The sequence below is a fragment of the Rhizobium sophoriradicis genome (genome assembly GCF_003939025.1).
GTDB classification, from domain to species: Bacteria; Pseudomonadota; Alphaproteobacteria; order Rhizobiales; family Rhizobiaceae; genus Rhizobium; species Rhizobium sophoriradicis.
On the sequence record NZ_RQIH01000005.1, the window covers coordinates 220,676 to 242,038 of the forward strand.

Genomic DNA, 21,363 nt, shown 5'->3' on the forward strand with positions numbered 1-21,363 from the left:
AATCATTTTACAGGATGCACTTAAGTAGAAAGTAGAATCATAAGTGGAATATTTTGCAACTGGGCTCTATCGCGAATTGGGGCCGTCAGCCGGAATTTTTACTGTGAAATATACCCGACAGGGCGTCCGAAACCTCCGCCGGGCGGTCATCCCACGCATTCGCCTTGACTTTCGCGCCGCTTTCCTGTTTATCGCGCCCAATCCGCGACGAGCCGCATGACTCTGAGCCGCCGACCGGGACCTGAGATCCCGGAGGTCAACACCCGACAGCGCGATGCGCCCTCGGGTGCTTTTTGGCTTTGCGTCTTGTTTTCGTCACGGAAAAGCACGACGTTTCCGGGCATATTGAACCCGCCCGAAACGTATCAAGGAAGAGCCGATGTTTGAAAACCTCCAGGACCGTCTTGGATCCATTCTGAATGGACTGACAGGCCGTGGCGCGCTTTCGGAAGCCGATGTTTCCGCAGCGCTGCGCGAGGTTCGCCGTGCGCTGCTGGAGGCCGACGTCGCACTCGACGTCGTGCGTTCCTTCACCGACCGCGTGCGTGAAAAGGCCGTCGGCGCCGAGATTCTGAAGTCGATCAAGCCCGGCCAGATGGTCGTCAAGATCGTCCATGACGAACTGATCGAGATGCTGGGCGGCGAAGGCGTCGGCATCGACCTGCATGCCGCTGCCCCGGTCGTCGTCATGATGGTCGGCCTGCAGGGATCCGGCAAGACCACGACAACAGCCAAGATCGCCCATCGCCTGTCGACGCGCGAGAAGAAGAAGGTGCTGATGGCGTCGCTAGACACGCGCCGTCCGGCAGCCCAGGAGCAGCTTCGCCAACTCGGCGCCCAGGCCAGCATCGACACGCTGCCTGTTATATCAGGCCAGTCGCCGACCGATATCGCCGCCCGCGCTGTTCAGGCCGCAAAGCTCGGTGGCCATGACGTCGTCATCCTCGACACCGCCGGCCGCACTCATATCGACGAGCCCTTGATGGTCGAGATGGCCGACATCAAGAAGCGTTCGAACCCGCATGAAATCCTTCTGGTCGCCGACAGCTTGACCGGTCAGGATGCCGTCAACCTCGCCCGCAATTTCGACGAACGCGTCGGCATCACCGGCCTCGTGCTGACCCGCATGGACGGCGACGGCCGCGGCGGCGCCGCCCTTTCGATGCGAGCCGTCACCGGCAAACCGATCAAGCTGATCGGCGTCGGCGAGAAGATGAGCGAGCTTGAGGAGTTCCATCCTCGCCGCATCGCCGACCGCATTCTCGGCATGGGCGACATCGTCTCGCTCGTCGAGCGCGCGGCGGAAAATATCGACGCCGAGAAGGCGGCCGCCATGGCCGCCAAGATGGCCAAGGGCAAGTTCGATCTCGACGACCTCGCCGACCAGCTGCGCCAGATGCAGAAGATGGGCGGCATGGGCGGCATCATGGGCATGATGCCCGGCATGGCAGGCATGAAGGACAAGATGGCCGCCGCCGGCCTCGACGACAAGCTTTTCGGCCGCCAGATCGCCATCATCCAGTCGATGACCAGGGCCGAGCGCGCCAATCCCGACCTGCTCAAGCATTCGCGCAAGAAGCGCATCGCCGCCGGCTCCGGCACCGATGCCGCCGCCATCAACAAGCTTCTGAAGATGCACCGCCAGATGGCCGACATGATGAAGATGATGGGCGGCAAGGGCAAAGGCGGCATGATGAAGCAGATGATGGGCGGCCTTGCCGGCAAGATGGGGCTTGGCGGCTTAGGCGGCATGGGCGGCGGCATGCCCGATCTCTCGAATATCGACCCGAAGCAGCTCGAAGCCCTGCAGAAGCAGGCCGAAGCAGCGGGGCTTGGAAAGCCGGGTGGGGGTATGCCCGGTCTCGGCGGTCTGCCGGGTGGTTTGCCGGGCCTCGGCGGCGCCAAGCTGCCGGGCCTCGGCGGTGGTTTCCCGGGATTGCCCGGCTTGCCGAAGAAGAAGTGAAAGGATCGTTTGCCCCATGATTGATCCAGACGTCAAAGCCCAGCTCGCGAGCTACCGTCAGTCGATCGACAACATCGACGCCGCTCTCGTGCACATGCTGGCCGAACGCTTCCGCTGCACCAAAGAAGTCGGCGTGCTGAAGGCCAAATACAACCTGCCGCCGGCCGATCCGGCGCGCGAGGAATACCAGATCGAACGCCTTCGCCAGCTGGCGAAAGCCGCCAATCTGGACCCGGATTTCGCCGAGAAGTTCTTGAACTTCGTCATCAAGGAAGTCATCCGGCATCATGAGCAGATCGCTGCGGATCACGCTGAACAGAGCGCCACAGCCCGATAACCATACCGCTTAACGAAGCGGTCAAGAAAAGCCTAAGGAGTAAAGAACATGGCACTGAAAATTCGTCTCGCCCGCGGTGGCTCCAAGAAGCGCCCGTATTACCACGTCGTTCTCGCCGATGCGCGCAGCCCGCGTGACGGCCGCTTCCTCGAAAACCTCGGTTCCTGGAACCCGATGCTCGCCAAGGACGACGAGAAGCGCGTTCAGCTGAACGCCGAGCGCATCAAGCACTGGATCGAAAACGGCGCGCAGCCGACCGACCGCGTCCTGCGCTTCCTCGATGAAGCAGGCGTTGCCAAGCGCGAAGCCAAGAACAACCCGGTCAAGGCAAAGCCCGGCAAGCGCGCCCAGGAACGCGCCGCCGAAAAGGCGCAGAAGGCCGCTGACGCCGCCGCTGCTGCTGCCGACGCCGCGGAATAATCGGGACCTTCCCCAGTCGAACGGGCGGCATGGCGACATGCCGCCCGTTTTCATTTCCAATTACCCGCACTTCGTTTATGAGAAGCCTGTCTTCCGGCTTCACATGAAGGAACCCATGACAAAGCTTGAAAACCCCGTTCTGATGGCGACGATCGGCGGCGCACAGGGCCTGCGCGGTGAAGTGCGCGCCAAGGCCTATACGGCCGATCCGGCCGCGCTCGGCGACTACGGCCATCTGCACAGCATGGACGGACGCAGCTTCGAAATCCTCGAAATCCGCGAAATGAAGAACGTCGTCGTCGTCCGGTTCCGCGGCATCAACGACCGCAACGCCGCCGAGGCGCTGAACGGCCTGGAACTCTACATCGAGCGCGACAATCTGCCCGACGAGGAGCTGGAGGACGACGAGTTCTACTATGCCGATCTCGAAGGACTCGAGGCACGGGACGACCAGGGCGTCAGCTACGGCACGGTCACCGGCGTCTTCGATTTCGGCGCCGGCGATCTCCTGGAACTCAAGGGTCCAGGCAAGCGCCCGGTGCTGATCCCCTTCTCGGAAGCCTCGGTGTTGGAGATCGACCTCGAAGCCGGTACATTGCTGATCGATCCGCTGGCGGCGGGGCTGATCGACGATCCCGAAGAACTCTCGAAATTCGTTCCCGACAAGCCGAAAAAGAAGAAGTGATGGCTTTCCGGGCAAGCGTGCTGACACTCTATCCGGAAATGTTTCCCGGACATCTGGGCTTTTCGCTCGCCGGCAAGGCGCTGCAGCGCGGGCAATGGTCCCTGGACGCCGTGCAGATCCGCGATTTCGCTACCGATAAACACCGCACCGTCGACGACACGCCCGCCGGCGGCGGTGCCGGCATGGTGCTCAAGCCCGATGTGCTCGCCCGTGCCATCGACAGCACCGGTGAAGACGATACCCGCCCGCGCCTGCTGATGAGCCCGCGCGGACGGCCGCTGACACAGCAGCGCGTGCGCGAACTGGCGGCGGGCGACGGCGTCATCATCGTCTGTGGCCGCTTCGAGGGCGTCGACCAGCGGGTGATCGAAGCGCGGGGGCTGGAAGAGGTCTCGATCGGCGACTACGTGCTGTCGGGCGGTGAGCCGGCCGCACTGATCGTGCTCGATGCGATCGTCCGCATCCTGCCCGGCGTCATGGGCAACAATCTTTCCGGCCTGCACGAAAGCTTCGAAGGCGGATTGCTGGAGCATCCGCATTATACCAGGCCGCAGGAGTGGGAAGGCCGGGAAATCCCCTCCGTCCTGACGTCCGGCAACCACGGCGCCATCGAAAAATGGCGCCACGAGGAGGCGGTGCGGCTGACGCGGGAGCGGCGGCCGGATCTCTTCGAAAAGGTTGAATCCGAGAAAAACGGCTGATTCTCCCCTCCCCTTCACAAAAATGCCGTGCGAGGGATGACAAGCTCCGGCCTTTCGTGTATTGGCGCACGCGGAAATGGGGTTAGCCCCGTCTGCCAGCAAACAAAGAATGGCGAATCCGCTCCCGCCCCGAAGGGGCAAAATCCCGAGGCTCGCCCAAGGGATCAGTGCCGAGCGCTCTGGCTGTTTCAGAAGAACCAAAGGTTAAGACGATGAACATCATTCAGCAGCTCGAGGCCGAACAGGCCGCCAAGATCGAAGCCAAGCGCACCCTTCCCGAATTCTCCCCGGGCGACACCGTCCGCGTCAACGTGAAGGTCACGGAAGGCAACCGTACCCGCGTTCAGGCCTATGAAGGCGTCTGCATCGCCCGCTCCGGCGGCGGCCTGCAGGAAAACTTCACCGTTCGCAAGATCTCCTACGGCGAAGGCGTCGAGCGCGTATTCCCGGTCTATTCGCCGCTGATCGAAAGCGTCGACGTCGTTCGCCGCGGTAAGGTCCGTCGCGCCAAGCTCTATTACCTCAGAGACCGTCGCGGCAAGTCTGCCCGTATCGTTGAAGACACCGGCGTCCGCGCCCGCAAGCTCAACGACGCCGAGCGCGCCGCCGTTGCCGAGGAAAAGGCACGCATCGAAGCTGAAAAGGTTGCAGCCGCTCAGGCGCTTGCCGCCGAGAAGGCAGCAGCAGAAGCCGCCGAAGCCAAGGCCGCTGCCGAAGCAGCAGCCGCAGCGGAAGCTGCAGCAGAATAAGATCTGCGCAAAATTCTATTTCTGAAAAGGCGGTCTTCGGATCGCCTTTTCTATTTTTTGCGCGCCCGCGCGGCCGGCGGCCTTGCCTTCCGCAGGTCATCCATGACAGTTTTTGCCGTTCAATCTTGGAGCCGTCTCATGCTGTTTCGCCGCACCGTTCTTGCGGGCTTTGCCGCCCTTGCCCTACTGCCGCTGTCCGCATCGGCTGCCGAACTGCCTGATCTCGGCGGCAAGAGCGTCGTCGTCGTCACCGAGAATGCCTATCCGCCGCTGCAGTTCGTCGATCCGAAATCCGGCAAGGCGATCGGCTGGGAATATGATGCGATGAACGAGATCGCCAAGCGGCTGAACTTCAAGGTCGAATACCAGAACACCAGCTGGGACGCGATGATCCAGGCGGTTTCCGACGGCCAGTACAATATCGGCATGACCGGCATCACCATCAAGGACGACCGCAAGCAGAAGGTCGATTTCTCCGATCCCTATATGCGCTCGCAACAATTCATGCTGGTGCGCGGCGACGAGAAGCGCTTCACCGACGCCAAGAGCTTTGCCGCCTTCAACGACGGCCTGATCGGCGCCCAACCCGGCACATCGCCTTTTTATACTGCCGTCTATGAAATCCTCGATGGCAACGAACAGAACCCGCGCATCAAGCTTTTCGAAACCTTCGGCGCTACCGTGCAGGCGCTGAAGACCGGCGACGTCGACCTCGTGCTGACCGACAGCGTCGCGGCCAAGGGCTATGTCGATTCCTCGAACGGCGGGCTGAAGGTGGTCGGCGAAGCGCTCGGCACCGAGGATTTCGGCTTCATCTTCCCGAAGGGCTCAGATCTCGTCGCTCCCGTCAATGCCGCTATCGCAGCGCTGAAGGCGGACGGCACCTTTGATGCGCTGAACAAGAAGTGGTTCCTCGACTACAAGATGGGCGAATAGTCCCGAGCGATCGCAGATGGCGCCACAACCATCCCTGCGACATGAGAAGGACGACCGTCCCTGGTGGCTGGCCGTCCTTGTTCTGATCGGTCTCGTTCTCGCCGTCGTTATCATCACCAACGATATTTACACCCAGGTCTTCCGGACCGTGGTGAATGGCGCCGGCATTACTGTCTTCGTGACGCTCGTCGCCTTCATGCTGGCGACAGTGCTTGGTCTCGGCATCGCGCTGCTCGGCCTGTCTGACAGCATCGTGCTGCGCCAGATCGCCCGCTTCTATATCGAGATCATCCGGGGCATTCCGATCCTGGTGCTGCTCTTCTACATCGCTTTTGTCGGCGCGCCTGGTCTTGTCGCGGCCTATAACTTAATCATCACGCCGCTGGTGCAGGCCGGCATTGCCGAACCGATCCTCGTGCGCGATCTGTCGCTGATGTGGCGGGCCATCATCGCGCTGATGATCGGCTATTCCTCCTTCATTGCCGAGATCTTCCGCGCCGGCTTCCAGTCGGTCGATATCGGCCAGATAGAGGCGGCCAAATCCCTCGGCCTGTCGCGCTACCGCCGGTTCCGGCTCGTCGTCTTCCCGCAGGCCATCCGGGTCATCTTCCCGCCCCTCTCCAACGACTTCGTCTCGATGGTGAAGGATTCCTCGCTCGTCTCCGTTCTCGGCGTCGCCGACATTACCCAGATGGGCAAGGTCTACGCCTCCGGCTCCTTCCGCTTCTTCGAGACCTATTCGATCGTCACCTATATCTACCTGATCCTGACGATCGGCCTGTCGCTGGCGCTGCGCCGGATCGAGAAGAAGATGAAGCAGATGCCGCGCTGAGCCACATCACGATTCGAATTGCCGTTTCGATCAAAAATCGCTATATCCAGCGCCATGGAATCCAAGTTCAGATGCACTGGCGCGCATATTTTCGTGCTGCAGGATCATTATCGCCTGCCGGCGCGGTTCTTTGCCTGCGTCTCCGGTGCGCTCAACAGCCGACTTCGTTGATCGAATGACGGCCGGCGGAGCCTGATCCGCCTTCTTCCGATTTTCCAAAGCTTCCAATAAACGGACTTAACGCCATGAGCGCACCGCGTACCCTCTACGACAAGATCTGGGACGACCACCTGGTCGACGAACAGGCCGACGGAACCTGTCTTCTCTACATCGACCGCCACCTGGTCCACGAAGTCACCTCGCCGCAGGCCTTCGAAGGCCTGCGCATGAGCGGCCGCAAGGTTCGCGCGCCGGAAAAGACCCTCGCCGTCGTCGACCACAACGTTCCGACATCGCCGGATCGCCATCTCGGCATCAAGAACGAAGAAAGCCGCATCCAGGTCGAGCAACTTGCCAAGAATGCCGCCGAGTTCAACGTCGAGTATTATTCCGAGAACGATAAACGCCAGGGCATCGTGCACATCATCGGGCCGGAACAGGGCTTTACCCTGCCGGGCATGACGATCGTTTGCGGCGATAGCCACACCTCCACTCACGGCGCTTTCGGCTCGCTCGCTCATGGCATCGGCACGTCTGAGGTCGAGCACGTTCTTGCCACCCAGACGCTGATCCAGAAGAAGGCCAAGAACATGCTGGTGCAGGTCGACGGCCAGTTGCCGCACGGCGTCACCGCCAAGGACATCGTTCTTGCCATCATCGGCGAGATCGGCACGGCAGGCGGCACCGGCTACGTCATCGAATATGCCGGCGAAGCGATCCGTTCGCTGTCGATGGAAGGCCGCATGACGATATGCAACATGTCGATCGAAGGCGGCGCCCGCGCCGGCCTGATCGCGCCTGATGAGATCACCTTCGAATATATCAAGGGCAAGCCGCGCGCGCCGAAGGGCGAAGCGCTGGAACAGGCGATCGCCTACTGGAAGACACTGCAATCGGATGAAGGCGCCCATTTCGACCGCGTCGTCAAACTGAACGCCGCCGAATTGCCACCGATCGTTTCCTGGGGTTCTTCGCCTGAAGACGTCGTCTCGGTCCAGGGCATCGTACCGAACCCCGACGAAATCCAGGACGAGACGAAGCGTGCCTCCAAGTGGCGCGCGCTCGAGTACATGGGCCTGAAGCCGGGCACCCCGATGACCGACATCAGCATTGACCGGGTCTTCATCGGCTCCTGCACCAACGGCCGCATCGAAGACCTGCGCGCCGTCGCCAAGGTCGTCGAGGGCAAGACCGTTGCTTCGACCGTCAACGCCATGATCGTTCCCGGCTCCGGCCTCGTGAAGGAACAGGCGGAAGCCGAGGGGCTCGACAAGATCTTCAAGGCCGCCGGTTTCGACTGGCGCGAGCCGGGCTGCTCCATGTGTCTTGCCATGAACGACGACCGCCTGAAGCCGGGCGAACGTTGTGCCTCGACCTCGAACCGCAACTTCGAAGGCCGCCAGGGCTTCAAGGGCCGCACGCACCTCGTCTCGCCGGCCATGGCCGCCGCAGCGGCGATTGCCGGTCACTTCGTCGATATCCGCGAGTGGAACTGATCCGTCCGGCGGAATGAAAGATAAAGCCGCCCGATGCGCCTCAGCGCATCGGGCGGCCTTTTTTATTGCGGCGTCGAGATCGACGGTATTGATCGCACCGGCAATCAAAAAGCCGCCGTCATCGGGTCCGGTCCCATGCGGGCGCTTGCGCTGTCGAGCTTGGCGATCGCCGCCATGTCATCGGCATCGAGCTTGAAGTCGAACACCTGGAAATTCTCCTCGATGCGCGACGGCGTCACCGACTTCGGGATGACGACGAGGCCGCTGTCGATGTGCCAGCGGATAATGACCTGAGCCGGCGTCTTCCGATGTTTCCTGGCGATCTCGCCGATGACAGGGTCCGAGATGAACTGCCCTTGGCCAAGCGGGCTCCAGGATTCAGTAGCGATGTTCAGCTTTTTATGTGCCTCCTGCGCCGCCTTCTGCTGGAAGTCGGGATGCAGCTCGATCTGGTTGATGACAGGAACGACGCCGGTTTCGCCGATGATCCGCTCCAGATGCTCGGGATAAAAATTCGACACACCGATCGAGCGGGCTCGCCCCTCTTCCCTTATGCGCACGAACGCCTTCCAGGTTTCGATGTAGAGGCCGCGATGCGGCGACGGCCAGTGAACGAGATAAAGGTCGACATAGTCGGAGCCGAGCTTCTTCAGGCTGCCGTCGAAGGCACGCAGCGTATTGTCGTAGCCCTGATCGGTGTTCCTGAGCTTGGTGGTGACGAAGATGTCCTTGCGGTCGAGGCCGGAAGAGCGGATGCCTTCGCCGACACCCTCCTCATTGTCGTAACCGGACGCCGTATCGATATGGCGATAGCCGGCGGCAATGGCAGTGCGCACAGTCGGGGCGGCAATCTCCTGCGGTGTCTGCCAGACGCCGAGCCCGACCTGTGGAATGGAATGTCCGTCATGGAAAGTGATGATGGGGTGAGCGGTCACAATATATCTCCGGGAGTTTGAAGAATTGGACGAGGCATGAGTTGCGCCCGCCTACAGCGCCGCGCGTCCTTCAGACGCGCAAAGGACGCTGTAGCACTTTGAATGGCGCGGGCGTCCCAGAACGCATCTCAGCCTTAGCGTTCGGTCACCGGAAGGATATAGGCAGCCGCATCCGGAAGACAATCAGACCACCCGGACAATCGTTCCCTTGCGGAGATGCGGCAGGAGGCGGCGCATGTCGCCGAGACTCACCGCCACGCAGCCGGCTGTCGGCTCGTAGCCCGGTCGGATGAGATGGAAGAAGATCGCCGAGCCGCGGTTGCGCGCCCGGCAGGAGATGTTCCAGTCCATCACCAGGCAGATATCGTAAAGCCCGTCGCTGCGCCGCATCTCCTCGTGACTGGCACCGAACGGCGCCCTGACGAGCCGATTGTAGTTGGCATCGCCTGACTGGTCGCACCAGAGCATGCCGGCGCCGATGCGGCGGATGGGAAGCGCAGTGGCGAGCCGGCCGTTCCGCTCGCCGCGCCGGAAGCCTGACAGCAGCTTCATCGATGTGATCGGCGTGGCGCCGTCACCCTCGCGTTTCAGGACGGAGCGGCCGGAGCGGCCGATCGCGGCAGGCACGATGATCGCGCCAAGCCGGACGATCGCGCGGCTCTTTCTCCCCGGTGCCGGGCGCACTACGACCGTCGACGACCTGACCCTCGGCTTGCGCCTTGCTTTTTCCATTTTTCTCGCATGTCTTGCATTGCCTGAGGCTTTGATTGAAATCATATGCAAACATGCCCGGCAACAGCTCCGCCGGCCGATCCTTGCCAAAGCTGCAATTTGGCGTAGGACTAGGAGACCTAACATGAGGACGCAACGGCATGACCGCACGCACCATTCTTCTGGTGGATGACGACGAAGACCTTCGACAGACGCTGACGGAGCAATTGTCGCTTTATGAGGAATTCACGGTTCTGCAGGAAGCCAACGCCGGCAAGGGTGTTGCAACCGCCCGTTCGACGCCGGTCGATCTGTTGATCATGGATGTCGGCCTCCCTGACATGGATGGCCGCGAAGCGGTGAAGCTCCTGCGCAAAGGCGGCTTCAAGGCGCCGATCATCATGCTCACCGGCCATGATACGGATTCCGATACGATCCTCGGCCTCGAAGCCGGCGCCAACGATTATGTCACCAAACCCTTTCGTTTCGCCGTGCTGCTCGCGCGCATCCGCGTGCAGCTGCGCCAACACGAGCAGAGCGAGGACGCAACCTTTACCGTCGGCCCTTATCTCTTTAAGCCGAGCCAGAAGCTGCTGACCACCGACAACGGCCAGAAAATCCGTCTGACGGAAAAGGAAGCGGCAATCATCCGCTATCTCTACCGCGCTGAACAGAAGGTCGTCACCCGCGACGTGCTTCTCGAAGAGGTCTGGGGCTATAATTCCGGCGTCACCACCCATACGCTGGAAACCCATGTCTACCGGCTGCGCCAGAAGATCGAGCGCGACCCCTCAAACGCGGAAATCCTGGTGACGGAAAACGGCGGCTACAAGATCATACCCTAGAACAGGATGATTTTAGGCCGGGCGGCCTAAATCTGAATCCTGTTCTCGATTAAGAGTCAGAGCATGATGTTGCCCGAAAACCGCTCACAATTTTGGGCCATCATGCTCTAGAGTATTTTGGTTTCCTCCGAATCACGGGAAATCCTCTATCTCTTTGTTTCCACGCAGTTCCGCACGCAAACCGCTCCGCCGTTTTGTTGGAATTGCTCCAAGGCGAAAAGCCCGCATGGCGCTGACGGACGACATTCACCTGCTCTCGCAGCTTCCGCTGTTCAAGGACATGAGCGAGGACCAGCTGCGACTGATCGCTTTCGGCGCCGACCGGCGCATGATCGCCGCCGGCCAGATGCTGTTTCGCCAGGGCGCGCCGGCCGAGAGCGCCTATGTCGTCTTGAGCGGCAGCCTGGCACTCAGCACCACGAGCAGCGACGGCATGCAGCGGGCCGATGCCGTTGCCGGACCCGGCACGCTGATTTCCGAGCTGGCGCTGGTGACTTTGGTCGAGCGCAAGTTCACCGCGATCGCGCGTGAGGATACGAGCATCATCCGCATCACCCGCGCTCTCTTCCATCGGCTGCTCGAGGAATATCCGGACGCGGCCCGTCTGATTGAAAATCGCATACGCGACAATCTTGCTGAACTTGCTGCCAAGGCCGCAAGCCAGTTTCACCGGTTCAGCTGACTTGTCACAGATCGAAATGCGCCGTCACCGGCACATGGTCCGAGGGCCGGTCCCAGCCGCGCGCTTCCTTCAGGATTTCGATACGCTTGAGATGCGGCCCGAGATCCGATGAGGACCAGATGTGGTCGAGCCGGCGGCCGCGATCGGCCGCTTCCCAGTCCTTGGCGCGGTAGCTCCACCAGGTATAGAGCTTCTCGCTGGCCGGCACGTGCTGGCGCATGAGATCGAGCCAGGCGCCGCGCTTCATCACCTCGAGCAGCCCGTCGGTTTCGACGGGCGTATGGCTGACGATCTTGAGCAGCTGCTTATGCGACCAGACGTCGTGTTCCAGCGGCGCGATGTTGAGGTCTCCCACCAGGATGGCCGAGGTATTGGCCTCGCCATTGGCCTTCAGCAGCTTCATTTCCTCGATGAAATCGAGTTTGTGGCCGAATTTCGGATTGATCGTCCGGTCCGGCTCGTCGCCGCCGGCCGGGACGTAAAAATTATGCAGCCGGATGCGGCGATTGCCGCGTTCGAAGATCGCCGATATGTGGCGGGCGTCGCCGACGCCGCAATAATCCTGCCGGTGATCTTCGGTCAGCGGAATGCGCGAGGCGATCGCCACGCCGTGATAACCCTTCTGACCGTGGATGATGATGTGATCATAGCCCATGGCCCGCAAGGGCGCGGCGGGAAAGAGCTCGTTCGGCACCTTGGTTTCCTGCAGGCATAGGATATCCGGCCTGTGCTTGAGAACGAGCTGCTCGACGATCGGCATGCGCAACCGTACCGAATTGATATTCCAGGTGGTAATTGAAAAGCCCATGCGGCAAGCCCTTTCCCGCACGCCGGGAAACGGCGTGCTATCATGAAAGGGCTTTAGAACAAAGGCGGACCGGAGGGAACCGGGCCGCGTGCAAAAGCGTCAGGAGATCAACCGAAAAGGCTCAGAGCATGATGCCGAAAAGTGTAAGCGATTTTCGGGCGACATCATGCTCTAACTCTTGAATTTAGAACAGGATTCAGATTTTAGGCCTCAAGCCTAAAATCATCCTGTTCTAGTCGCGCGATTGCGGCGTGCCGGGAATACTCTCATAGGGAACCCGGAAGACGCGATCATCGAACTGCACGCCTGTTTTGACGTTGAAGATCATCACCGAAGTGTCCTTGCCCTGATTGTCGGTGATCGTCCACTGACGCAGGTCATAGGTTTTCGGGTCGAACATCATGGTGATGGTCGAGTTTCCGAACACGGTGTTGTTGCCAAGGGCGATCGTCGTCAGATCAGACTCTTCCTTGACGCCCTTCACCATGCCGGCCGACAGGTCGATGCGCTGCGCCAGCAGCAGGCTGAGCGGCGTCTTCGAGAGCGGATAGAGATCCCAGGTCTTGAGCTTGGTATTGCCGATGGCGACGTTCTTGCCGTCGGCGATCACCCGCATCGGCGACGGATCGTCATAGTTGAAGCGCAGCTTGCCGGGGCGCTGGATGAAGAACTTGCCGCCGGTCTGCTCGCCGCGCGGGCCGAACTGCACGAATTCGCCTTGCATCGTCGTGACGCCGGAGAAATGGTCGGCAATCGCCTGCGCCGTGCCGGAGGCGGGTGCCGCCGCCTGCGCGCGGGCGCCGAAGGGAATGGCGCTTGCCACCGCAGCCACGGCGAAAGCGCCGAGAAGATCGCGCCGCGTCATCGTCAGGCCGGAGAGGAAGGGATCGGAGTTACGCATCTAAATCTCCTTTATGCGATCTGCATGCTGCCGAAAGGCGGCGTCTTCAAGGCGTTGCGATCGGCCCGCGAGAGGAAACGGCTTTGCTGCGATCGGGTTTCCGCAGTAGCGGCCGTATCTGAAATATATGGCTGTTATCTCAGCGGTCGAGGATGTCGTCTTCTGTGGGAACGAGGATTTCGCGTTTGCCGGCATGGTTGGCCGGCCCGATGATGCCCTCCTTCTCCATGCGCTCGATCAGCGAGGCGGCTCTGTTATAGCCGATGCCGAGACGGCGCTGCACATAGGAGGTTGAGGCCTTGCCGTCACGCAGCACGACGGCGACGGCCTGATCATAGGGATCTTCCGAATCCGAAAGGTTCGACGTGCCGGCCGGTCCGCCGCCGCCATAATCGCCATCCTCGTCGTCATCGGCGGTAATCGCGTCGAGATATTGCGGCGAGCCCTGCGTCTTCAGGTAGGAGACGATCTCTTCGACCTCGACATCCGAGACGAATGGGCCATGCACGCGCTGGATGCGCCCGCCGCCGGCCATGTAGAGCATGTCGCCCATGCCGAGCAGCTGCTCGGCACCCTGTTCGCCGAGGATGGTGCGGCTGTCGATCTTCGAGGTGACCTGGAAGGAGATGCGGGTCGGGAAGTTCGCCTTGATCGTGCCGGTGATGACGTCGACGGAAGGGCGCTGCGTCGCCATGATCACATGTATGCCGGCCGCACGCGCCATCTGCGCCAGGCGCTGGACGGCGCCTTCGATGTCCTTGCCGGCGACCATCATCAGGTCGGCCATCTCGTCGATGATGACGACGATATAGGGCATCGGCCTCAGGTCGAACTCTTCGGTCTCGTACATCGCCTCGCCGGTATGGCGGTCGAAGCCGGTCTGCACCGTGCGCGAGATCACCTCGCCCTTCGACAAGGCCTGTTCGACACGGGTATTGAAGCCGTCGATATTGCGCACGCCGATCTTCGACATCTTCTTGTAGCGCTCTTCCATCTCGCGGACGGTCCATTTGAGCGCGACGACGGCCTTCTTCGGATCGGTGACGACAGGCGAAAGCAGGTGCGGAATGCCGTCATAGACGGAGAGTTCGAGCATCTTCGGATCGATCATGATCAGCCGGCACTGTTCCGGCGTCATGCGGTAGAGCAGCGACAGGATCATCGTGTTGATGGCGACTGACTTGCCCGAGCCGGTGGTGCCGGCGACGAGCAGATGCGGCATCTTGGCGAGATCGGCAATGACGGCTTCGCCGCCGATCGTCTTACCGAGCGCCATGGCGAGCTTGGCCTTGCTGCCGTCGAAATCCCGGGAGGCGATCAACTCGCGCAGGAATACGGTCTCGCGCGTCTGGTTCGGCAGTTCGATGCCGATCGCATTGCGGCCGGGAACGACGGCGACGCGGGCGGCAATGGCGCTCATCGACCGGGCGATGTCGTCGGCAAGGCCGATGACCCGCGACGACTTGATGCCGGGCGCCGGCTCCAGTTCGTAAAGCGTGACGACGGGGCCGGGACGAACATGGATGATCTCACCCTTGACGCCGAAATCTTCGAGCACGCCCTCAAGCATGCGGGCATTCTGCTCCAGCGCGTCGGCCGACAACGTTGAATCGCGGACCACGTTCCTCGGTTCGGCGAGCAGGTGCATCGAGGGCAGCTGAAAACCCTCAGGACGAATGAACGAACCCTGCGCCTCGCGCTCGATGCGAGCGCCGGGTTTTGGACGCGAGATCGCGGGCACGACGCGAGGTTCCGGCTTGCCGATGGCTTTCGCCGGCGCGCGGATCATCCAGTCGTCGTCATCGTCGTCGGGCAGGATATCGGCCGGGCGCGGCGGCATGTCGGTATCGAAGGGCGGATCGTCGTCCTCATCCTCGTCGTCGATGGAAAGCGACGGCGCGGCGACGACGCGCCGCGGCGAAGCCGCCCTCGCCCCCATCGATGGCTCCATCGACGGTTCCATGCGCTCGCCGCGCACGGCCGGCGCCTTGGCGCGCACCGGTTCGTTCAGCGTGCCGAATTCATCATCGTTGAAATCATAGGGTGATTCGAAATCGCCCTGGCGCCGCTTGCGCGGTCCCATGCCGAGGAGCCGACGCAGCCGCCCCTGGCTCATATACCAGGCATGTGTCATCGCGCCGCTGAAAGCGACCCAGCGCGACTCCTCTTTCTCGTCTTCGTCTCCGACGACCCGCGCCTTGCTTGTCGTCTCGACGTAATCGTCCTCGATTTCGTCATCAGCTTCGCTGCGGCCGACGAGGCCTGATGCAAACAGCATCATCCAGGCAGTCGGTACGGCAAAGATGCAGCCGACGACCATGGCGAAGGTGCCGGTGGGATAGGCGCCGACGAAGAGCGCGGGAAAACGCAGGATCATATCGCCGACGACGCCGCCGATGCCGTTCGGGATCGGCCAAGTGAGCGGCGGCGGAAAACAGCCGATGACGGCGGAGGAAAGCACCGAACCGGCAAACCAGGCGCCGATGCGGGCGGGAATGCGGCTGAAGCTGCGGCCCGAGATCATCGTCAGCGCCCAGGCGACGATCGGCAGCATCGAAACGACGCTGGCAAGCCCGAGGAACTGCATGACGATATCGGCAAAGGCAGCGCCGCTGTAGCCGAGGATATTCGTCGGCAGGTTGGCGGTGGCATAGGAATAGCTCGGATCCGCGACGTTCCATGTCGCCAGCGCCGCGACGCAGAACGCCAGCAGCAGAAAGATCGCAAAGCCGATGAGCGCCTGGATCTGCCGCAGCATGAATGCCGAGAAGGAGAACCGATCCGGACGGCCATCCATCGCCGGCGACGTGCTTCTTGCCATGTGTCTAACCCGTCCACTGCCTGAGGGCATGCGAATCACCGAAGCTTCGCCATGCCAAAATGCGTCCGCTCTACCTAACCAGAACGGGGTTAAAGCGATATTAACCATGCATGGCTGGACGTGCATTCCGAACAGGGAAATAAAAAAGGCCCGAACCTTGAAAGGTCCGGGCCGAATGCGGTCTATGGTTAGATAGGCCGCGACGGGCCGTGAAGCGGCGCCCTTCTGCCGGGCGCCGCAAACCCTTTGATCAAGACGAGTGGTAGGCGGCTTCGCCGTGGGTCGAAAGGTCGAGACCTTCGCGCTCGGCCTCGACGCTGACGCGCAGGCCGACGACGACGTCGACGATCTTGTAAAGGATCGCCGAACCGATGCCCGACCACAGTAGCGTCGTCAGCACGCCCTTGGCCTGAGCCCAGACCTGGGTTGCCGTGCCGGCATAGGAGGCGGCGAAATCGGCTGTCGAATAATCGACGATGCCTGCACCGCCCAGCGCCGGGTTGACGAGGATACCGGTGCCGAGAGCGCCGATGATGCCGCCGACGCAATGCACGCCGAAGACATCGAGGCTGTCGTCGTAGTTGAACTTGTTCTTCACGACGTCGACGAAGAAGTAGCAGACCGGCGAAACGATCAGGCCGAGAACGATCGAGCCCATTGGGCCGGCAAAGCCGGCCGCAGGGGTGATGGCGACGAGACCGGCGACGGCACCCGAAGCACCGCCGAGCATCGAAGCCTTGCCGCGGGTGAGGCTTTCGATGATGCACCAGGACACGGCGGCGGCTGCCGTCGCAACGAAGGTGTTGATCATGGCGAGCGAGGCATAGCCATTGGCTTCGAGGTTGGAGCCGGCGTTGAAGCCGAACCAGCCGACCCAGAGCAGCGAGGCGCCGACCATGGTCAGCGTCATCGAGTGCGGAGCCATGATTTCCTTCTTATAACCGGTGCGCTTGCCGAGCATGATGGCGCCGACGAGGCCGGCAATACCCGCATTGATGTGAACGACCGTGCCGCCGGCGAAATCGATTGCGCCGTAGGAGAAGATCAGACCGGACGGCGAGGTGTAGGAGCTCGGACCGCCCCAGAACCAGACCATGTGCGCCATCGGGAAGTAGATGAAGGTAACCCAGAGCACGACGAAGAGCATGACGGCCGAGAACTTGATGCGCTCGGCGAAGGCGCCGACGATCAGGCCGGGCGTGATGCAGGCGAAGGTCATCTGGAAGACGATGAAGGTGTATTCGGGAATGGCGACACCCTTCGAGAAGGTTTCGACGAGCGACGAGGTGTTGACGCCGGCAAGGAACGCCTTTGAGAAGCCGCCGACGAAGCTGTTCAGCGAGCCGCCGTCGGTGAAGGCGAGGGAATAGCCGTAGGTCACCCAGAGCAGCGCCACGACGGCGGTGATCATGAAGACCTGCATCAGCACGGAGAGCATGTTCTTGGCGCGGACGAGACCGCCGTAGAACAGCGCCAGGCCGGGGATGGTCATCAGCAGGACGAGCGCCGAGGAGATGAGCATCCAGGCATTGTCACCCTTGTCCATGGTGAAGGCCGGGGCGGCGGCAGCGGCCGTGGTGGCGGCGGGCGCAGCCTCCTGCGCGAAAGCGACAACCGGCGCCAGAAGCGCAGCTGTTGCTGCGCAGATCAGCGCAAAGGGGGAAGAAAACTTCGAAGTCGACATTGAAAAAAGCTCCTTGATCTGCCGCTTACAGCGCTTCTGAATCGGTTTCGCCCGTACGGATGCGCACGGCATGATCGATCGAATAGACGAAAATCTTGCCGTCGCCGATCTGGCCGGTCTTGGCCGACGCCGCGATGGCTTCGACCGCCCGGTCGACGAGTTCCGATGCAACGGCGATTTCGATCTTGAGCTTCGGCAGGAAGCTGACCGCATATTCGGTGCCGCGATAGATTTCGGTATGCCCCTTCTGGCGGCCGTAACCCTTCACTTCGGTCACGGTCAGGCCCTGAATGCCGATCGCCGTAAGGGCTTCGCGGACCTCATCGAGCTTGAACGGCTTGATAATAGCCATCACAATTTTCATCTGGTTTCCCATCCTTCGTTATCCTCGGCACGGAGCCGACTCTCCTTGCCGCTGACGTTCCTGAACAGCGACCGGCGTTATACATTCAAAGGACGTGCCAGATTCGTGGCTCGATATAAGGTATTGAAATACATAGATTAAATCAAATGACGCCAATAAACAGGCAGATGATTGAGCAATAAGCGCACAAATAATGCCCAAAATTCGAAATATGCCTATTATTTATTCATTTGCCTTTTTACGAATCAAACCTTCCTGGGCGACCGAGGCGACGAGCAGTCCCGACCGGGTAAACAGGCTCCCGCGTGTCAGCCCTCTGGCGCCGGAAGCCGATGGGCTATCCTGCGTATAGAGCAGCCAGTCGTCGAGCTTGCAGGGCCGATGGAACCACATGGAGTGATCGAGGCTCGCCACCTGCAGGCTCTGATCGAAGATCGACGTACCATGCGCATAAAGCGACGTGTCGAGCAGCGTCATGTCGGAGAGATAGGCAAGCACCGCCGCCTGGTAGCGCCGATCGTCGGGAACCGGGCCGGTGGCGCGCACCCAGACGTCCTGTTTGGGGTCGAGCTTCTTGTCGGAAAAATAGTGCGTCAGCGAGACCGGACGGATTTCGATCGGCCGCTCGCGCTGCCAGTATTTCGGATCGCCTCCGGCGCATGCGCGAGATATTGTTCCTTGATCTGCTGCTCGCCGAGCAGCGCCTCCGGCATCTGCACCTCGGGCATGACGATCTGGTGGTCGAAGCCGAGCTCTTCCAGCTGGAAAGAGGCCGACAACGCGAAGATCGCCCTGCCGTGCTGGATCGCGACGACACGCCTGGTATTGAAGCTCGATCCGTCGCGGATGCGCTCCACCTGATAGATGATCGGCACCGAGGGATCTCCGGGCCGCATGAAATAGGCGTGCAGCGAATGGACGAAACGCTCAGCCTCGATGGTGCGCTGCGCCGCCATCAGCGCCTGGCCGATCACCTGCCCGCCGAAGACCCGCTGCCATCCCGCCTGAGGGCTGCGGCCACGGAAGATGTCGACCTCGATCGGCTCCAGATCGAGCGTCGCAAGCAGCCTCTCCATCGCCGAAGGCCCTGATGTCTCGCGCGTCATTTTGTATGCCTCCCGGCGGTAGGAAGTGAGGTTGCGATGATCTATATAGATCACATCTGAGGCACAAGGTACGGGAGCGGCGCGATGCTTGATATGCTGGTTGTGGGCGGGGGCTATGTCGGCCTTTCCGCGGCCGTCGCGGTCAAGCAGGCAGCGCCGCATCTGAAAGTCTCGGTGGTCGAGGCCGCCCCCGAACATGTCTGGAGAAACGATACGCGGGCTTCTGCCATCATCGCCGCGGCGGCGAAGATGCTTCAGGTCTTCGGCGTCTGGGACGAGATCGAGCCGGAGGCCCAGCCGATCACCAAGATGATCGTCACCGATTCCAGGACCTCGGATCCGGTGCGACCGGTGTTTCTGACCTTCGACGGTGAAGTGGCCGAAGGCCGGCCCTTCGCCCACATGATCCCCAACGTCGCCATGGTCGCGGCACTGCGCGGCACCTGCGAACGACTCGGCATCGACATCCGCCACGGACTTGGTGCGACGGAGCTCAAAACTGGGGACAGTCATGCCACCGTCATGCTTTCGGACGGCAGCACGCTGGAATCCCGGCTGGTGGTGGCCTGCGACGGCGTGCGCTCGAAGCTGCGTGATCTCGTCGGCATCAGGACCGTCACCTGGGACTACGGCCAGTCCGGCATTGTCGCGACCGTCGAACATGAGCGGCCGCATGAGGGTTGCGCCGAGGAGCATTTCCTGCCGGCCGGCCCCTTCGCCATCCTGCCGCTCAGGAACAACCGTTCTTCGCTGGTCTGGACCGAGCGCACGCATGATGCCGATCGGCTGGTGGCCGCCGACGAGCTGGTCTTCGAGGAGGAACTGGAACGCCGCTTCGGGCACAAACTCGGGGCGCTGAAGGTCATTGGCGACAAGCGCGCCTTTCCGCTCGGCCTGACGCTGGCCCGCGCCTTCGTCGCTCCGCGTTTCGCGCTCGCCGGCGACGCCGCCCACGGCATCCATCCGATATCAGGACAAGGCTTAAACCTCGGCTTCAAGGATGTGGCGGCGCTGGCCGAAACCATCGTGGAAGCCGATCGTCTCGGCCTCGATATCGGTTCGATCAACATTCTCGAGCGCTACCAGACCTGGCGGCGCTTCGATACCTTCCGCATGGGCGTGACGACCGACGTGCTGAACCGGCTCTTCTCCAATGATGCAATGCCGATCCGCGTCGCCCGCGATGTCGGCCTCGGCATTGTCGACCGGCTGCCGCGCCTCAAATCCTTCTTCATCGGCCAGGCGGCCGGAACGACGGCGAAGGACAACCCGCGCCTGCTGACCGGCCAGACGATCTAAAGACAAGGATGAAAAGCGCTACTCGTCGAGGCGCCTCGCCTCGGACACCAGCATGATCGGGATACCGTCGCGGATCGGATAGGCAAGATGCGCCTTTTCCGAAACCAGCTCATTGTGTTCGCGATCATAGGACAGCCGGCCCTTCGAGAGCGGGCAGACCAGGAGCTCCAGCAGTTTCGGATCGACGCGGCTCAGTTTTTCGTCCATGGCCGAAGTTTACTGCAGAACCGTGTCGGAGTCACCGAAGACCCGCGCCAGCACGATTTCGGTAATGGCGATCAGCGTCTCGGCCCGCGTCTTGAGATCGGGCGCCTCCAGCAGAGCCTGTTTTTCGGCCGGTCCGAAGGGCGACATCATAGCGAGCGAATTGACCAGCGTCAGATTGCTCGCCCGCTCGACGCTCTCCCAGTCGGCCTCCAGCTTGTTGGCATCGAGATAGGCTTTGAAGGCGGTGAGCAGGGCGGTGCGATCGACCGCCTCCTCCTCGTTCTCCGCCGAGAGGTCGGCGATGAAAGGCGCGATCCGAAAGGTGCGGAACGGATTGCCGGTTACCTTCTCTTCGAGCAGCCGGAAGCGGCAGACGCCGGTCAGCGACACGATATAGCGCCCGTCGCCGGTCTCGGCGAAGGAGGTGATTCGCCCGAGGCAGCCGACGGTGGCAAGACTGGGCTCGTGCCCCTTGTCCTCATGGTCGCCGAGCGCCGGTTGCACCATGCCGATCAGCCGGTTTCCGGCAAGCGCTGCATCCAGCATCGTCAGATAACGCGGCTCGAAGATGTTGAGAGGAAGCTGTCCGGCCGGCAGGAGGAGGGCCCCGGGCAGCGGGAAGACGGCGATGGCATCGGGCAGATCGCCCGGCTTCAGGTATCTGGCATTACCGACTTGCATGAAACCGTCCCGCATTCTTGTAAACGGGCATGCCCGTTCTG

Annotated in this window: 21 protein-coding genes and 1 pseudogene; 12 read left to right on the forward strand and 10 right to left on the reverse strand. The window is 61.7% G+C overall.

Features of this window, described 5'->3' with window-relative positions; all coding sequences use genetic code 11:
- The first annotated feature begins 379 nt into the window (after nucleotides 1–379).
- The 9 genes from ffh to leuC all read left to right on the forward strand — a co-directional run bounded on the left by ffh (nucleotide 380) and on the right by leuC (nucleotide 8,278).
- Nucleotides 380–1,963: a signal recognition particle protein gene (gene ffh / locus EFR00_RS10140; RefSeq protein WP_077992225.1), complete on the forward strand. Its 1,584-nt coding sequence runs from the start codon at nucleotides 380–382 to the stop codon at nucleotides 1,961–1,963.
- Nucleotides 1,964–1,979: 16 nt separating this feature from the next.
- Entirely contained in the window at nucleotides 1,980–2,300 is a 321-nt protein-coding gene (locus EFR00_RS10145) for a chorismate mutase (protein ID WP_009994364.1), read from the forward strand.
- Between the two features lie 48 nt (nucleotides 2,301–2,348).
- On the forward strand, nucleotides 2,349–2,720 hold the full coding sequence (rpsP, locus tag EFR00_RS10150) for a 30S ribosomal protein S16 (RefSeq protein ID WP_009994363.1): 372 nt from the start codon (nucleotides 2,349–2,351) through the stop codon (nucleotides 2,718–2,720).
- Nucleotides 2,721–2,835: 115 nt separating this feature from the next.
- Complete coding sequence (gene rimM / locus EFR00_RS10155; RefSeq protein ID WP_077992451.1) at nucleotides 2,836–3,405, forward strand: ribosome maturation factor RimM; 570 nt, start codon at nucleotides 2,836–2,838, stop codon at nucleotides 3,403–3,405.
- Nucleotides 3,405–4,106, forward strand: coding sequence for a tRNA (guanosine(37)-N1)-methyltransferase TrmD (trmD, locus tag EFR00_RS10160; protein ID WP_009994360.1), 702 nt, complete (start codon nucleotides 3,405–3,407; stop codon nucleotides 4,104–4,106). Before rimM ends, trmD begins: the two co-directional genes overlap by 1 nt.
- 212 nt (nucleotides 4,107–4,318) lie before the next feature.
- Complete coding sequence (gene rplS / locus EFR00_RS10165) at nucleotides 4,319–4,855, forward strand: 50S ribosomal protein L19 (protein WP_038691862.1); 537 nt, start codon at nucleotides 4,319–4,321, stop codon at nucleotides 4,853–4,855.
- A gap of 138 nt (nucleotides 4,856–4,993) precedes the next feature.
- Nucleotides 4,994–5,791, forward strand: a complete 798-nt coding sequence (locus tag EFR00_RS10170; RefSeq protein ID WP_038691865.1) for a transporter substrate-binding domain-containing protein — start codon at nucleotides 4,994–4,996, stop codon at nucleotides 5,789–5,791.
- Nucleotides 5,792–5,807: 16 nt separating this feature from the next.
- Complete coding sequence (locus EFR00_RS10175) at nucleotides 5,808–6,623, forward strand: amino acid ABC transporter permease (RefSeq protein WP_077992227.1); 816 nt, start codon at nucleotides 5,808–5,810, stop codon at nucleotides 6,621–6,623.
- Nucleotides 6,624–6,868: 245 nt separating this feature from the next.
- Nucleotides 6,869–8,278, forward strand: a complete 1,410-nt coding sequence (gene leuC, locus EFR00_RS10185) for a 3-isopropylmalate dehydratase large subunit (RefSeq protein WP_038691868.1) — start codon at nucleotides 6,869–6,871, stop codon at nucleotides 8,276–8,278.
- A gap of 104 nt (nucleotides 8,279–8,382) precedes the next feature.
- On the opposite strand, the gene EFR00_RS10190 is transcribed toward leuC, so the two are convergent.
- Both EFR00_RS10190 and EFR00_RS10195 read right to left on the reverse strand, forming a co-directional pair.
- On the reverse strand, nucleotides 8,383–9,213 hold the full coding sequence (locus EFR00_RS10190; RefSeq protein ID WP_077992230.1) for an aldo/keto reductase: 831 nt from the start codon (nucleotides 9,211–9,213) through the stop codon (nucleotides 8,383–8,385).
- Between the two features lie 183 nt (nucleotides 9,214–9,396).
- On the reverse strand, nucleotides 9,397–9,945 hold the full coding sequence (locus tag EFR00_RS10195; RefSeq protein ID WP_009988317.1) for a L,D-transpeptidase family protein: 549 nt from the start codon (nucleotides 9,943–9,945) through the stop codon (nucleotides 9,397–9,399).
- 140 nt (nucleotides 9,946–10,085) lie between these two features.
- On the opposite strand from EFR00_RS10195, the gene EFR00_RS10200 reads away from it, so the two are divergent.
- Nucleotides 10,086–10,769: a response regulator transcription factor gene (locus tag EFR00_RS10200; protein ID WP_011427159.1), complete on the forward strand. Its 684-nt coding sequence runs from the start codon at nucleotides 10,086–10,088 to the stop codon at nucleotides 10,767–10,769.
- A 226-nt stretch (nucleotides 10,770–10,995) separates the two neighbouring features.
- Nucleotides 10,996–11,451: a cyclic nucleotide-binding domain-containing protein gene (locus EFR00_RS10205; protein WP_038691875.1), complete on the forward strand. Its 456-nt coding sequence runs from the start codon at nucleotides 10,996–10,998 to the stop codon at nucleotides 11,449–11,451.
- Between the two features lie 4 nt (nucleotides 11,452–11,455).
- Here EFR00_RS10205 and EFR00_RS10210 read toward each other — a convergent pair whose 3' ends face one another.
- The 6 genes and pseudogenes from EFR00_RS10210 to tesB form a co-directional block, all read right to left on the reverse strand.
- Nucleotides 11,456–12,259, reverse strand: coding sequence for an exodeoxyribonuclease III (locus tag EFR00_RS10210; RefSeq protein WP_077992233.1), 804 nt, complete (start codon nucleotides 12,257–12,259; stop codon nucleotides 11,456–11,458).
- A gap of 232 nt (nucleotides 12,260–12,491) precedes the next feature.
- On the reverse strand, nucleotides 12,492–13,160 hold the full coding sequence (locus tag EFR00_RS10215) for an outer membrane lipoprotein carrier protein LolA (RefSeq protein WP_038691879.1): 669 nt from the start codon (nucleotides 13,158–13,160) through the stop codon (nucleotides 12,492–12,494).
- Between the two features lie 139 nt (nucleotides 13,161–13,299).
- Nucleotides 13,300–15,981 carry an FtsK/SpoIIIE family DNA translocase gene (locus tag EFR00_RS10220; RefSeq protein ID WP_077992236.1) on the reverse strand — a complete coding sequence of 894 codons (2,682 nt, stop codon included), beginning with the start codon at nucleotides 15,979–15,981 and terminating at the stop codon, nucleotides 13,300–13,302.
- A 250-nt stretch (nucleotides 15,982–16,231) separates the two neighbouring features.
- The gene (locus EFR00_RS10225) at nucleotides 16,232–17,665 is read right to left on the reverse strand and encodes an ammonium transporter (RefSeq protein WP_077992238.1); all 1,434 of its coding nucleotides are present in this window, start codon (nucleotides 17,663–17,665) and stop codon (nucleotides 16,232–16,234) included.
- 25 nt (nucleotides 17,666–17,690) lie between these two features.
- A complete protein-coding gene (locus tag EFR00_RS10230) occupies nucleotides 17,691–18,041 on the reverse strand; it encodes a P-II family nitrogen regulator (protein ID WP_003543684.1) in 351 nt (116 codons plus the stop codon).
- Between the two features lie 210 nt (nucleotides 18,042–18,251).
- Nucleotides 18,252–19,135, reverse strand: a pseudogene (tesB, locus tag EFR00_RS10235) (acyl-CoA thioesterase II).
- Between the two features lie 84 nt (nucleotides 19,136–19,219).
- Here tesB and EFR00_RS10240 point away from each other — a divergent pair.
- Nucleotides 19,220–20,434, forward strand: a complete 1,215-nt coding sequence (locus tag EFR00_RS10240; protein ID WP_077992241.1) for a ubiquinone biosynthesis hydroxylase — start codon at nucleotides 19,220–19,222, stop codon at nucleotides 20,432–20,434.
- Nucleotides 20,435–20,452: 18 nt separating this feature from the next.
- On the opposite strand, the gene EFR00_RS10245 is transcribed toward EFR00_RS10240, so the two are convergent.
- A complete protein-coding gene (locus tag EFR00_RS10245; protein ID WP_009993761.1) occupies nucleotides 20,453–20,641 on the reverse strand; it encodes a Trm112 family protein in 189 nt (62 codons plus the stop codon).
- 9 nt (nucleotides 20,642–20,650) lie between these two features.
- Nucleotides 20,651–21,337, reverse strand: a complete 687-nt coding sequence (locus EFR00_RS10250) for an LON peptidase substrate-binding domain-containing protein (protein WP_009993760.1) — start codon at nucleotides 21,335–21,337, stop codon at nucleotides 20,651–20,653.
- Nucleotides 21,338–21,363: the final 26 nt, after the last annotated feature.

What these genes read in the sequence shown, in the direction of transcription:
- leuC (WP_038691868.1), top strand. Translation starts at nt 6,869, where the DNA reads ATGAGCGCACCGCGTACCCTCTACGACAAGATCTGGGACGACCACCTG.
- EFR00_RS10250 (WP_009993760.1), bottom strand. Translation starts at nt 21,337, where the DNA reads ATGCGGGACGGTTTCATGCAAGTCGGTAATGCCAGATACCTGAAGCCG.
- EFR00_RS10175 (WP_077992227.1), top strand. Translation starts at nt 5,808, where the DNA reads ATGGCGCCACAACCATCCCTGCGACATGAGAAGGACGACCGTCCCTGG.
- rplS (WP_038691862.1), top strand. Translation starts at nt 4,319, where the DNA reads ATGAACATCATTCAGCAGCTCGAGGCCGAACAGGCCGCCAAGATCGAA.
- EFR00_RS10230 (WP_003543684.1), bottom strand. Translation starts at nt 18,041, where the DNA reads ATGGGAAACCAGATGAAAATTGTGATGGCTATTATCAAGCCGTTCAAG.
- rpsP (WP_009994363.1), top strand. Translation starts at nt 2,349, where the DNA reads ATGGCACTGAAAATTCGTCTCGCCCGCGGTGGCTCCAAGAAGCGCCCG.
- EFR00_RS10170 (WP_038691865.1), top strand. Translation starts at nt 4,994, where the DNA reads ATGCTGTTTCGCCGCACCGTTCTTGCGGGCTTTGCCGCCCTTGCCCTA.
- EFR00_RS10195 (WP_009988317.1), bottom strand. Translation starts at nt 9,945, where the DNA reads ATGGAAAAAGCAAGGCGCAAGCCGAGGGTCAGGTCGTCGACGGTCGTA.
- EFR00_RS10220 (WP_077992236.1), bottom strand. Translation starts at nt 15,981, where the DNA reads ATGGCAAGAAGCACGTCGCCGGCGATGGATGGCCGTCCGGATCGGTTC.
- trmD (WP_009994360.1), top strand. Translation starts at nt 3,405, where the DNA reads ATGGCTTTCCGGGCAAGCGTGCTGACACTCTATCCGGAAATGTTTCCC.
- EFR00_RS10205 (WP_038691875.1), top strand. Translation starts at nt 10,996, where the DNA reads ATGGCGCTGACGGACGACATTCACCTGCTCTCGCAGCTTCCGCTGTTC.
- EFR00_RS10145 (WP_009994364.1), top strand. Translation starts at nt 1,980, where the DNA reads ATGATTGATCCAGACGTCAAAGCCCAGCTCGCGAGCTACCGTCAGTCG.
- ffh (WP_077992225.1), top strand. Translation starts at nt 380, where the DNA reads ATGTTTGAAAACCTCCAGGACCGTCTTGGATCCATTCTGAATGGACTG.
- EFR00_RS10225 (WP_077992238.1), bottom strand. Translation starts at nt 17,665, where the DNA reads ATGTCGACTTCGAAGTTTTCTTCCCCCTTTGCGCTGATCTGCGCAGCA.
- EFR00_RS10240 (WP_077992241.1), top strand. Translation starts at nt 19,220, where the DNA reads ATGCTTGATATGCTGGTTGTGGGCGGGGGCTATGTCGGCCTTTCCGCG.
- EFR00_RS10200 (WP_011427159.1), top strand. Translation starts at nt 10,086, where the DNA reads ATGACCGCACGCACCATTCTTCTGGTGGATGACGACGAAGACCTTCGA.
- EFR00_RS10215 (WP_038691879.1), bottom strand. Translation starts at nt 13,160, where the DNA reads ATGCGTAACTCCGATCCCTTCCTCTCCGGCCTGACGATGACGCGGCGC.
- rimM (WP_077992451.1), top strand. Translation starts at nt 2,836, where the DNA reads ATGACAAAGCTTGAAAACCCCGTTCTGATGGCGACGATCGGCGGCGCA.
- EFR00_RS10245 (WP_009993761.1), bottom strand. Translation starts at nt 20,641, where the DNA reads ATGGACGAAAAACTGAGCCGCGTCGATCCGAAACTGCTGGAGCTCCTG.
- EFR00_RS10210 (WP_077992233.1), bottom strand. Translation starts at nt 12,259, where the DNA reads ATGGGCTTTTCAATTACCACCTGGAATATCAATTCGGTACGGTTGCGC.